The 12,516-nt window shown below is 59.3% G+C and carries 9 protein-coding genes; 2 read left to right on the top strand and 7 right to left on the bottom strand.

What is annotated here, in order from left to right; genetic code table 11:
- Positions 1–38 precede the first annotated feature (38 nt).
- On the bottom strand, positions 39–2,231 hold the full coding sequence (locus QMX93_RS18150) for an OsmC domain/YcaO domain-containing protein (RefSeq protein WP_159812115.1): 2,193 nt from the start codon (positions 2,229–2,231) through the stop codon (positions 39–41).
- 100 nt (positions 2,232–2,331) lie between these two features.
- Positions 2,332–4,191, bottom strand: a complete 1,860-nt coding sequence (locus QMX93_RS18145) for an ATP-binding protein (protein ID WP_282357518.1) — start codon at positions 4,189–4,191, stop codon at positions 2,332–2,334.
- A gap of 199 nt (positions 4,192–4,390) precedes the next feature.
- On the opposite strand from QMX93_RS18145, the gene QMX93_RS18140 reads away from it, so the two are divergent.
- Positions 4,391–7,015, top strand: coding sequence for an EAL domain-containing protein (locus QMX93_RS18140; RefSeq protein WP_282357516.1), 2,625 nt, complete (start codon positions 4,391–4,393; stop codon positions 7,013–7,015).
- Positions 7,016–7,051: 36 nt separating this feature from the next.
- Here QMX93_RS18140 and QMX93_RS18135 read toward each other — a convergent pair whose 3' ends face one another.
- From QMX93_RS18135 to QMX93_RS18115, 5 genes are all read right to left on the bottom strand, one after another.
- The gene (locus QMX93_RS18135; protein WP_282357514.1) at positions 7,052–7,285 is read right to left on the bottom strand and encodes a hypothetical protein; all 234 of its coding nucleotides are present in this window, start codon (positions 7,283–7,285) and stop codon (positions 7,052–7,054) included.
- Positions 7,286–7,438: 153 nt separating this feature from the next.
- Complete coding sequence (gene cydB / locus QMX93_RS18130; protein ID WP_282357512.1) at positions 7,439–8,440, bottom strand: cytochrome d ubiquinol oxidase subunit II; 1,002 nt, start codon at positions 8,438–8,440, stop codon at positions 7,439–7,441.
- Positions 8,440–9,816 (bottom strand): cytochrome ubiquinol oxidase subunit I, encoded by a 1,377-nt coding sequence (locus tag QMX93_RS18125; protein WP_282357510.1) that lies wholly within the window; start codon positions 9,814–9,816, stop codon positions 8,440–8,442. The genes cydB and QMX93_RS18125 overlap by 1 nt, the downstream gene beginning before the upstream one ends.
- A 24-nt stretch (positions 9,817–9,840) precedes the next feature.
- A complete protein-coding gene (locus QMX93_RS18120; protein ID WP_282357509.1) occupies positions 9,841–10,053 on the bottom strand; it encodes a hypothetical protein in 213 nt (70 codons plus the stop codon).
- A gap of 81 nt (positions 10,054–10,134) precedes the next feature.
- The gene (locus tag QMX93_RS18115; protein WP_282357508.1) at positions 10,135–11,163 is read right to left on the bottom strand and encodes an AbrB family transcriptional regulator; all 1,029 of its coding nucleotides are present in this window, start codon (positions 11,161–11,163) and stop codon (positions 10,135–10,137) included.
- A gap of 135 nt (positions 11,164–11,298) precedes the next feature.
- Here QMX93_RS18115 and QMX93_RS18110 point away from each other — a divergent pair, with 135 nt between their 5' ends.
- Entirely contained in the window at positions 11,299–12,198 is a 900-nt protein-coding gene (locus tag QMX93_RS18110) for a LysR family transcriptional regulator (protein WP_282357506.1), read from the top strand.
- Positions 12,199–12,516: the final 318 nt, after the last annotated feature.

The raw sequence follows: 12,516 nt of genomic DNA, 5'->3' as shown, positions 1-12,516 counted from the left end.
CCTCCGGGAGAGGGCTGGGGTGAGGGTAACAATTCAAGCTACTGAAAATCAGCCCGAGCCGAATGCAACTTCTTATAGCTCTCAATCAAGCGCAAATGCCGATCCAGCCCTTCCAGCTTCATGCTCGTCGGCGTCAAACCGTAAAACCGCACGCTACCGTTGACCGACCCAATCGCCGCATCCATCCGCTCGTCACCGAACATCCGACGGAAGTTGGCTTCGTAGTCTTCCAGCAGCAGGTCTTCATCCAGTTCCATCTCCAACACCACGTTCACCGCTTGATAGAACAAGCCGCGCTCAACCGTGTTGTCGTTGTATTGCAGGAACGCTTCAACCAGATCCTTCGCCTGTTCAAACTTCTGCAATGCGAGATAAATCAGCAAACGCAGTTCCAGAATCGTCAACTTGCCCCACGGCGTGTTGTCGTCGAATTCGATGCCGATCAGCGTGGTGATTTCGGTGTAATCGTCCTGCTCGCTGTTTTCCAGGCCCTGGGCGAGGTTGCGCAGGCCGACTTTGCTCAAGCTGTGCAGGTTGAGGATGTCAGCGCGGAATTGCAGGGCTTTGTTGGTGTTGTCCCAGATCAGGTCTTCGATCGGGTAGATCTCCGAGTAGTCCGGCACGAGGATGCGGCACGCCTTGGCGCCGATGTGCTCGTAGACCGCCATGTAGACTTCTTTGCCCATGTCTTCGAGGATGCCGAACAGCGTCGCGGCCTCTTCGGCGTTGGAATTTTCGCCTTGTCCGGAGAAGTCCCACTCGACGAATTCGAAGTCCGGCTTGGCACTGAAGAAGCGCCACGACACCACACCGCTCGAGTCGATAAAATGCTCGACAAAGTTGTTCGGCTCGGTCACCGCTTGCCCGGAGAACGTCGGCTGCGGCAAGTCGTTCAAGCCTTCAAAACTGCGGCCCTGGAGCAATTCAGTCAGGCTGCGTTCCAGCGCCACTTCGAGGCTCGGGTGCGCGCCAAACGAGGCGAACACGCCGCCGGTGCGCGGGTTCATCAGGGTCACGCACATCACCGGGAATTCACCGCCCAGCGACGCGTCCTTGACCAGCACCGGGAAGCCCTGCTCTTCCAGGCCTTTGATGCCGGCGAGGATGCTCGGGTATTTCTCCAGCACTTCCTGTGGCACATCCGGCAAAGCCATTTCGCCTTCGAGGATTTCGCGTTTCACCGCGCGCTCGAAGATTTCCGACAGGCACTGCACCTGCGCTTCGGCGAGCGTGTTGCCCGCGCTCATGCCGTTGCTGAGGTAGAGGTTTTCGATCAGGTTCGACGGAAAGTACACCACTTCGTCATCGGACTGGCGCACAAACGGCAGCGAGCAGATGCCGCGCTGGGTGTTGCCGGAGTTGGTGTCGTACAGGTGCGAACCGCGCAGCTCGCCGTCGCGGTTGTAAATGCCGAGGGTGTACTCGTCGAGGATTTCCGTCGGTAGTTCGTCTTTCGCGCCGGGCTTGAACCACTGTTCATCCGGGAAGTGCACGAACTCGGCGTTGGCGATTTCTTCGCCCCAGAACTGGTCGTTGTAGAAGAAGTTACAGTTCAGTCGCTCGATGAACTCGCCCAATGCCGACGCCAGCGCGCCTTCTTTGGTCGCGCCCTTGCCGTTGGTGAAGCACATCGGCGAATGCGCGTCGCGGATGTGCAGCGACCAGACGTTCGGCACGATATTGCGCCACGAAGCGATTTCGATCTTCATGCCGAGGTCGGCGAGAATGCCGGACATGTTGGCGATAGTCTGCTCCAGCGGCAGATCCTTGCCAGCGATGTAGGTGCCTGCCTCGGACGTGGAAACCGGCATCAACAAGGCTTGCGCATCGGCGTCGAGGTTATCGACTTCTTCGATGATGAACTCAGGGCCGGTCTGCACGACCTTCTTCACCGTGCAGCGATCGATCGAACGGAGGATGCCCAAGCGATCCTTGTCGGAAATGTCCGCTGGCAGTTCGACCTGAATCTTGAAGATCTGGTTGTAGCGGTTTTCCGGGTCGACGATGTTGTTCTGCGACAGGCGAATATTTTCCGTGGGGATGTTGCGGGTGTCGCAGTACAACTTCACAAAGTAAGCCGCACACAACGCCGACGAAGCCAGAAAGTAGTCGAACGGCCCCGGTGCCGAGCCATCGCCTTTGTAGCGAATTGGCTGATCGGCGATCACCGTGAAGTCGTCGAACTTGGCTTCAAGTCGAAGGTTGTCGAGAAAATTGACCTTGATTTCCATGCGGGATTACCAGAATACGGCTAAACGAATGGCCGCCATTATCCGGTTTTTGCGCGGGAAGTCTTGCGGTTTCGGGAACGGCCGATGACGGGTGCCGCGGTTATTTCGCCAACAACTCGCGCACCCGCCCACCCAGTGCGTCGACGGCAAACGGCTTGGTCAGCACGTGCATGCCGTTCTCAAGCTGACCACCGCCAAACACCGCGCTCTCGGCATAACCGGTGATAAACAGCGTTTTGAGGCGCGGGCGCAGTTGCAGTCCGGCTTCGGCCAACTGCCGGCCGTTCATGCCGCCGGTCAGGCCGACGTCGGTGACCAGCAAATCGATGTGCACATCGGAGCGCAACAGCTTTATCCCGGCGACACTGTCGGCGGCTTCGATCACCGTGTAACCGAGTTCGCCCAGCACGTCCGCCAGCAACATGCGCACGGTTGGCTCGTCGTCGACCAGCAGCACCGTCTCGCCGAGTTGCGAGACCGCGAGCGCGGCTTCGGCAGCGGCGTGTTCGTCCGGGCTCGCTTCGACGTGATGGCGCGGCAGGTAGATCGACACCTGCGTGCCCTCGCCCTCTGTCGATTGGATCTGCACTTGCCCACCGGATTGCTGCGCGAAACCATAGATCATCGACAGCCCGAGGCCGGTGCCCTGGCCGATCGGCTTGGTGGTGAAAAACGGTTCGAACACATGAGCCATGACGTCTGGCGACATGCCGGTGCCGGTGTCATGGACGCTCACGCACAGGTAATCGCCTTCGGGCAGATCGTTAACCCGAGCGGCTTCGCGATTCATCCACTGATTGGCGGTTTCCAGCGTGATGCAGCCGCCATCAGGCATCGCATCACTGGCATTGAGGCACAGGTTGAGCAGCGCGTTTTCCAATTGGCTTTTGTCGACGAACGCCGGCCACAGATCACTGCTGCCCACCGTTTCGACGACGATGCCCGGCCCGGCGGTGCGCTGGATAAGCTCGGCCATGCCGTACATCAGCGTATTGACGTTGGTGGCGCGCGGTTCGAGGGTTTGCCGGCGCGAGAACGCCAGCAAGCGATGCGTCAGGGCTGCCGCACGTTTCGCCGCGCTTTGGGCGGCGACCATGTATTTGTCGATTTCGCTCAAGCGCCCTTGGCCGATGCGTCGGTTCATCAGTTCAAGCGCACCAGAAATACTGGTGAGCAAATTGTTGAAATCGTGAGCGAGGCCGCCGGTCAACTGCCCCACCGCTTCCATTTTCTGCGACTGGCGCAGCTTCTCTTCAGCCTGCATTAACTCAGCGCTGCGCTCGGCGACACGCTGTTCCAGGGTCTCGTTGAGTTCGCGCAAACGCGCGGCGGTCTGGCGTTGTTGCTCTTCGACTTCACGCAACGCTTCTTCAGCGATGGTGCGTTCCAGCAGGTCAGCGGCTTGGCGGGCAAGAATATCCAGCAGGCGCAGGTCGCGCTCGGAGGGATGGTGCGGTTTGCTCCAGTGCGTCGAGATCATGCCGAGCAAGTGGCCGTCACGCGACAGCAACGGCGTGGTCTGCGCCGCGCGAATACCCGTGCGGCGAAACGCGAGCAGGTCTTCGGTGCCGGCAATGTCGGCCCATTGTTCGAAGTCGGGAATGATCGCGCGCTGGCCGAGTTTCAGCGCCAGCGTGCAACTGCTGTAAGCCGCCGGGCTGACGTACTGCCAGAACCCCACCGCCTCGGCCGGCAAACCATGGGAATACAACAGTTGCAGCTCGCCACTGTGGCCGGCGCCATGCTCGGGCGTGCACAACAGTTGCATCGTGCCGAACTGCGAACCGGTGATAAAGACTGCCGCGTCGACGATTTTGCCGTAAAGCGCCTCGCGATCCTGCTCGCCGATCAGGCTGACGCTGATGCTGTGCAGCAATTCGATGTCCGAAAGCGCGGTTTGCGCGGCGGACAGGTTGCCAGGAGCCTGGTCTAGAGGAATGGCGACGGTAAGGCCAGTCATGAGGGGCTCCCGAGAGCTGCAGATAATCTGGCCGAAGCCTACCAGTTAACGTCTGCCCACGCGAAACACTAGACAGGTGGCTTTCCGATGGCCACAGCTTTCAAGCAGTTCGGGGCGACATGCTCACGCAAAGTCTTACGGAACATTGCGCCGGTGCTAATGTTCAAGATGCAGTAGATACCGGATCAAGGATGAGCTCATGGACTTCTCCACAGCGGCGGCGCCTTTTTCGACTGTCCAACGCGCTGTTACTCGCCGACTGGCTATCGCCATCGCGGCGTTATTCATTACCGGAGCCGTGGCGGCGATCGGCACCCTGCTCAGCATCGCGACTGAGCTTGATCGCCAGGAGATGAACGACAACCGGTTTTACTCGGCCCGGGCGCTGGAAAACCGCATCACCTCATCAAAAAGCTATATCACCAGTTACGCTTACTGGACGACGGCTTACGAACACTTGAGCGGCACGGTCGACAAGGATTGGGCCTATACCCAGCAGAACATGGGTAAAACCCTGTTTACCAGCGACGGTTACGAAGGGATCTTCGTTCTGAACGGCGATCGCACCCAATACGCCGTTGTTCGGGGGCAATTGCTCGACGCGGACATCTCCGGATTTCTGCAGATCGCTGCTTCCACTCTGATCGATCAGGTTCACAGCCAAGGCGATTTGACCAAACCGGTCAGCACCTATTCGCTGTTCGAAGGCTGGCCGGCACTGATAACGGCCGCCGCCATCATTCCCAACGATGAACGACCGCTCAGCGATCCCCGCGCGCTTTCGGTGCTGGTATTTGTCGATCAATTGACTCCGACCAAATTGCGCAAGATCGGCAGCGGTTTTGGCCTGGACAATCTGACGCTGGCGCCAGACCAGACCCTGGACGACAGTCAGCCGCGCGTGCCCATCGACAGCACCGGGTACAGCTTGATTGCAGATATGGAGCATCCCGGCAGGCAATTGCTGTGGTCACTGATGCCGACGCTGGTTGCCACGATGCTGGTGTTGATGTTGCTGACAGCCTACTTTTTCCGCCACGCCTTGCGCTCGTCGCAATACGTCGACAAAAGTTTTGCCGCGATGCGCGCAGCGAATCTGGCGCTGGAGACCGCCAACCGGGCACTCGAAGCCAGTGAAGAACGTTTTCGCGCAGTCGCCGAAGCAGCCTCGGACTGGATCTGGGAGAGCGACGCTGACCTCAACCTCACCTATCTGTCTGCGCGTTTCAGCACCGTCACCGGTTATGCGCAAGCGCAATGGCTGGGCGAAAACATCGGACACCTGCTGTTCTGCGATACCACACCACTCGATCTGTGGCTGAGGAAACTCGCGGTGGACAGCAATGCCAGCGACTTGCGTTGCATTTATCGCGATCAGTCCGGCCAGCAACGTTACTGCCGTCTGTCCGCCAGACCCACCGTTGACGGGCAAACGGTGATTGGCTATCGCGGTACTGCGAGCGATATCACTGACGAAGTCGCTGCCCATGCGCAGATTCAGCATTTGTCCATGCACGACGCCCTGACCGGATTGCCCAATCGCAACAAACTGGGGCGCTATCTGGATGACGCGTTAATGCTCAAGGAACACGCCCCGCCGCTGTCGCTGCTGATGATCGATCTGGATAACTTCAAGCCAATCAACGACTCATTGGGTCACCCTGCCGGGGATGCGGTTCTGCAAGAAGTTGCCGCGCGTCTGCGCGAATGCACCCGTGACAACGACATCGTTGCGCGGCTCGGTGGCGATGAATTCGTGGTGGTGCTGAACGGTATGGACACCCACAACGAACTCGACAAATTCTGCACGCGTCTGATCGGCAGCCTGCATGAACCGGTGATTTTCGAAGACCATCCGCTGCACCTCGGCGCCAGCATCGGTATTGCCTTGAGCCGACGCCAGGGTCAGGTACCCGCCGAGCTGATTCGCTGCGCCGACATTGCCCTCTATCAGGCCAAATCCAACGGCAAAAACACCTGGTGCTATTTTGAAGCGCACATGAGCGACCAGATCCAGACGCGCCGCCAGATGGAAAACGACCTGCGTCTGGCCCTGCAAAACAACGAGCTCGTGCTGCACTATCAACCGCGCTACACGGTGGATGGCAAGGACATCGTATCGGTGGAGGCTCTTGTGCGCTGGGAGCATCCGACCCAAGGTTTACTGGGGCCCGACCTGTTCATTCCGTTGGCTGAGCAGACTGACCTGATTGTCCCGCTGGGTCGCTGGGTGTTGCGCGAGGCCTGCGAAACAGCGCTGACCTGGCCGGAAGATATCTTGTTGTCGGTCAACCTTTCCCCCGCCCAGTTTGCCCTCAGCGATGTTGTCGAAGACGTGCGCGAGGTACTCGTCGAGACGCGCTTCCCCGGCACACGGCTGGAGCTGGAAATAACCGAAAACGTAATGCTCAACGACACCGACGGTGCGTTGACCACCATGACCGCGCTTAAGGAACTCGGGGTGAGGTTGAACATGGACGACTTCGGCACCGGCTATTCATCGCTGGGCTACCTGCGCGCGTATCCATTCGACGGGATCAAAATCGACAAGCGATTCATTGCCTCCATCAGCAGCGGCGCCAATGATCGAGCGGTGGTGCAGGCCATCATCGGTCTTGGCAAGGCCATGGGGCTGACCGTCACCGCCGAAGGTGTGGAGACCGAAGAGCAACTGGCGATTCTCGGCAAGGATCAGTGCAACGAAGTGCAGGGTTACTTCATGAGCCGCCCAATCGAGAAAGGCGCCTTCGCCCGGCTGTTGAGTGATTCCAGAGCGGCGCAACGCGCGGACGCGCCTGCAAAAATAACGGGCCCGGTCGTATGAGCTGCATTGAGCGAAACAGCGTCAGGCACTGAAGATTTAGCGCACCAGTAACGCTTCATGCACCTCGATCGACGGGATCGCCACTTCAGCGCGACGGCTGTCGAGCCAGCCACGGGTTTTGCCCACGTCGAAAATTTGCCCCTGCTCGATCAGTGCCAGCAACAGCTCGTCGGCCACGCGATAGCGTCCGCAGTCAGGACAATCGCGTTCTTCCCATGGGCCTTGGCATTGAATGCGCTCAGCGCCCCCCGCACAAATCAAACAGCTCATCGCAGATACCTTTTTTATAGTTTTTACCGGCCCGACCTGGGGACGAACCGCTGGTTGTCTGGTCGACAGAATGAATCGGGTAAAAGTTCGCGCAGATGACGTTTTCAGGACAGTCAGGTCGCAACTGCCATTGCCTTGCCAGCAAGCATCGACTCACGACGGTTCACTGACTCGAACCTTGCCGCTGAACACCTTGAAACCGTAGGTGTTGTAAATCAGCGTCACGGGGATCAGTACGGCGAACCCGATCAGCATGAACATCTGGCTTTTCGGGCTGGATGTGGCGGCTTGCAAGGTCAGATCCGGCGGAACGATCAACGGGAACAGCGCGATCAGCATCAGCGCGAACGCCAGCACAAACACGCCGAGTGCCGCGAACAACGGCACAGCAGAAAAGCGACTGCGGAAACCGCATTTGAACACCACCATAAACGCAATGAGCAACGTTATCGCCGGCCCCCAAACGCGCACATCGGTCAGCCGTTGTGCGTATTGCCCGTGCAAGGTTGTCGTCCATGTCACCAGCGCCAACAGCAAAACCACCGTGATCACCGCCAGCACGTTGGCCTGACGCGCGGATCGCTGCTGTAACTCGTCAACGGTTCGCCAATACAGCCAACAGGCGCCCAGCCACGTATAGCCAAACACCAGCACTGCCCCACAAAACAGCGGAAACGGCCCCAGCCATTCAGCGCCATTGCCGGAATATTGCGTGCCTTGGTGCGGCACGCCTTGCACCAGCGTGCCCAAAATCACGCCTTGAATAAAACCGCTGAGCAGCGAGCCGCACAACAACCCACCGTCGACCACGCGCTTGATTGCCTCGTTGGGCGAATGGTCGCGAAACTCGAGTGCCACCGCGCGCAGGATCAACGCCAGAAACATCAGAATGAAAGGCAGGTACAGTGCCGGCAACAAAATCGCATACGCCAGCGGAAACAACGCGAGCAGGCCACCGCCGCCCAGCACCAGCCACGTTTCATTGGCGTCCCAGATCGGCAGAATGGTTACCGCCATGGCGCGGCGGTGCTGGCTGTTTTCGGTCAAGCCGAGCAGCACACCGACGCCCAGATCCGTGCCGTCGAGCAGCACGTAATTCATCACGGAAAAGGCCAGCGCCGCAGCGCACAACAGGGTTGTCCAGTCGCTGTCCATCAGGAATGCCCTGTTTCGTCGGCCAGCGTCGGCTGCGGCCCGGGTTCATCGGCGTGCGGGGGTTCGCGCAGCACACGCAGGAGCACCCACAGGCCAATGCCAAAAATCAGTAGATAAAACACCAATATCATCCAGGTCGATCCGAGCACTTGCTCGCGAGACACCGACGACAGACTGTCAGCCGTGCGCAGCAGACCGTAGACGGTAAAGGGTTGGCGGCCGACCTCGGTGACCGTCCAGCCACTGAGCATCGCCACCAGCCCGGCCGGCGCCATCAACGCGCAGCTCCATAGCCACCAACGTGCCGTGTACAGGCGCTGACGGCGACGCAATAGCAGACTGATCACGCCCTGCCCCAGCATCAAGACGCCCAGTCCGACCATCAGCCGAAATGCAAAGAACACTGGCGCTACGGGCGGAATGTCCTGCGTCGGGAATTCATCGAGCGCGGCGATGGTGCCGCTCAGGTCATGGGTCAGGTACAACGAGCCGACGCGTGGAATCGCCACTTCCCAGTGATTTTGCCGCTGCGTCATGTCAGGCCATGCGAACAACCGTAACGGTTCGCCGGCGCCTTCAGGAGGACGCGTCCACGAACCTTCAATGGCGGCGACTTTTTGCGGCTGCACTTTCAGACTGTGCTGGCCATGCAGATCGCCGACCACTATCTGCACCGGCATCAGCACGACGATCAGCCATAACGCCATGGAAAATTGCAGGCGGGCACGCGGATTGTTTGCTTCCTTCAGCAACTGCCAGGCACTGGCACCGGCCACCAGCGTCGCGGTGCCGAGCAGCGCTGCCAGGGTCATGTGCGCCAGACGATAAGGAAACGATGGATTGAAAATGATCGACCACCAGTCTTCGGCGATAAAACGTCCGTCGGCAGCCATCGAATAACCGGCGGGCGTGTGCATCCACGAGTTGGCCGAAAGAATCCAGAACGCGCTGAACAGCGAGCCCATCGCCACCGCACAGGTGGCGAAAAAATGCAGGCGCGGCCCGACCTTCTTCAGGCCGAACAGCATGATGCCGAGGAAACCGGCCTCGAGAAAAAACGCCGCCAGTACTTCGTAGAACATCAACGGGCCAAGAATATCGCCGGCCTGCACCGCCAGCCGCGACCAGTTGAGGCCGAACTGATACTCCAGAATCAGCCCGGATGCGGTGCCCACCGCGACATTCAGCGCAAAGACTTTCAGCCAATAGCGGTAAACATCGAGATAGATCTGCCGTCCGCTCTTCAACCACAGGGCTTCGAGCACCATCAGGAAATTTGCCAGGCCGATAGTCAGCGCGGCCAGCACGATGTGGAAACTGATGGTCAGCGCAAACTGGCTGCGCGCTGCCATCAGCGCTGAGTCGAGCGATTCCATGGCGGCACTCAACCGTTGCCGGTTTTATCGGTGCGCTTGATCGGGATGCGTGAACACGCTACCCGCATCGCGAACCAACTGTCGCCATTCGGCGCTGGTGATCAGCCCTTGCTCCTCCATGTCATCGGCGGCTTTTAACAACTCGTCATATTGTTCTTCCGGATCCAGGCGCATGTGCGATTGCGTCGCCAGTTTGCGCCATGCCGCCAGTGATTCTTTCTTCCGCTGATCGAACATAGGGGATTTCTCATCGAGGGCTTGATCGATAGAGATAAGTCCTTCCTGCGTCGTTCAGCGCGGGCGACGGATGGAGAGTGTTTATGCCGGTTGCGGATTCTCCTGAAAGAATCGCTTGGGCAACACTGCCGGGCACAGATGGATGATCGACATGCGCACCACGTGATTGAGCATCACAAACGCCGGGTCGAGTTTGAGCAGCAACGCCGCTGCCGTCATCACCTCGACGCCGCCCGGTACCCACGACATGAACAATGCCAAAAACGGCTTGCCGGTGAACTGGCTGAACGCGAAGGCAATCGCCAGCGTCGAGCAGAACGTCAGCGCGGTGACCACCAGCCCGGCGCGGATGTAGCGGACGAAATCCTTGAGGGTGATGTCTTTGAGACGGATACCGATCAGGCCGCCGAGCAGGATCAGCGCGACAATCGCCAGTGGCTCGGGCACCTGCAAATCGGCGTGAAACCCGACGTTGGCCGCCGCTGTGCAGAGCAACCCGGTGAGCATGTACGGCGCGGGGACGTCGAAGCGTTCCAGCAGATACCCGGCGAGCACTGCCGCCAGCGCGGGCGGGATCACTCGCAGGTAATCGTCCAGCGCGCCCAGAGTCGGTGCCGTGTTGTCTGCATGACCGCCCGCGATGAGCGTCACTACCAGCAACAACGCGAGCAACCGCACGATGTGTACAAAGGCTATGCGCCCCGAGGCCGGGCCCTCCGCGCTGGTGACCGTCATCACCGCCGCCATCGCGCCGGGTATCGAACCGAGCAGGCTTTCCACATGACCCCAGCGTTCCATGCGCCGCAGCCAGTTGTAGCCGACGACGATTTGCGCGGTCATGCAGATCAGCAGGCCGAACAGAATGCTGAAATCGCTCAGCTCGCCGAGCATTGAAGCGGTGACAATCGAGCCTACGCTGACGCCGAGCAATAACTGCACGGCGGCCACGAACGGGTAAGGCATACGCATGCGCACGCCGATTTTGCTTAACGCGGTGACCAGGCAGATCGCCCCGATCAGCTCGCCCAGCGGCAGGCCGGTGAGGTAACCAAGCCATGCGCCGAGCGCGGCTACGGGGATCGGGATGAGGCTTTCGAGCAGAGTCTTCATTGAATATCCATGTTGTTCTGAAGGCGATGTTGAGAAGCCGCAGGAATTTTCGGAAATATTTTTAAACATTTTTATAAGATGAACGCTGGACGGATCCAATACCGATTTCCGACCGATTGATACCCAAGGATGAACATGCTCGATCTGCGCCGCCTGCGTTACTTCCTGATCGTCAGCGACGAATTGCACTTCGGCCGCGCCGCCGCACGTCTGCACATCGCCCAGCCACCCCTGACCCGGCAGATTTCGGCACTGGAAAAAGAGCTGGGGTTTCAGCTGTTTGATCGCAGTAGCCGCAATGTCACGCTCACTGCAGAGGGGCGGCATTTTTTACCGCATGCGCGAGCGCTGCTGGAGCAGGTGGAAATGACCGAAGGCATTACGCGCAAGCTGGCGACGGGCTCTGCCGGGCATTTGGCGGTGGGGTATGCGAGTTCGATTGCGCTGTCGGATGTGTTTAGCGAGACGCTTAAGCGGTTTTGTTTGTTGTATCCGGATGTTCAGGTAACGGTGGATGAAGGGGCTTCGAATCATCAGTGTGCGCAGTTGATTGAGGGACGGCTGGATATTGGCTTGAGTCGTTTGTTGCCGGTTGGCGAGGATGCGCGGATTCAGGCGATTTGTTTGGGCAATGAACCGTTGGTGGCGGCGGTTGCCAGTGATAGCGCGCTGGCCTTGCAGGATCGGGTGACGTTGGCTGAACTGAGCGCTTATCCGTTGATTGCGTTCCCGCAGGATTATGGTTCGGGGTTGAATGACATCGTTGAAGCGCTTTTTCGCCTGCATGGGCTGACGCCGATCGCTGGCCCGACGGGCAAACAGATTACCTCGATTGTTGCGCTAGTGGCGGCTGGTCGAGGGGTTGCGGTGGTGCCTGAATGTGCGCGGGCGCTGGTTAAGCGTGGCGTGGTTTATCGGCCGCTAGCCGAGCCAGGTGCCGTAGCGCCGCTGTTGCTGCTGACGCGCAAGCATGAACGCAGTGCGCGGGTGCAGGCGTTTGTCGAAGTAATCAAACAGACAACGCCACCTCTGTAGGAGCGAGCCTGCTCGCGAAAGCGGAGTGTCTGTACCGGAGATGGTGACTGACCCACCGCTTTCGCGAGCAAGCTCAGCTCCTACAAAGATTTGTGGGGTGATCGGGGATTTGTGTACGGCCAAGAACCCTGTAGGAGTGAGCCTGCTCGCGAAAGCGGAATGTCTGTACCGGTGATGTTGCCTGACCCAAAGCAATCGCCAGCAGGCTAGCTCCCACAGGGATTTGTGGGGTGTTCGGGATCTTCGGTACGACCGAGCTCCATGTAGGAGCTGAGCTTGCTCGCGAAAGCGGTGGATCTGTACCGGAGATGGTGACTG

Origin of the sequence: Pseudomonas sp. PS01303, assembly GCF_029959385.1 — a bacterium.
GTDB lineage: Bacteria > Pseudomonadota > Gammaproteobacteria > Pseudomonadales > Pseudomonadaceae > Aquipseudomonas > Aquipseudomonas rustica.
This window is presented reverse-complemented; position numbering and strand designations above follow the sequence as displayed.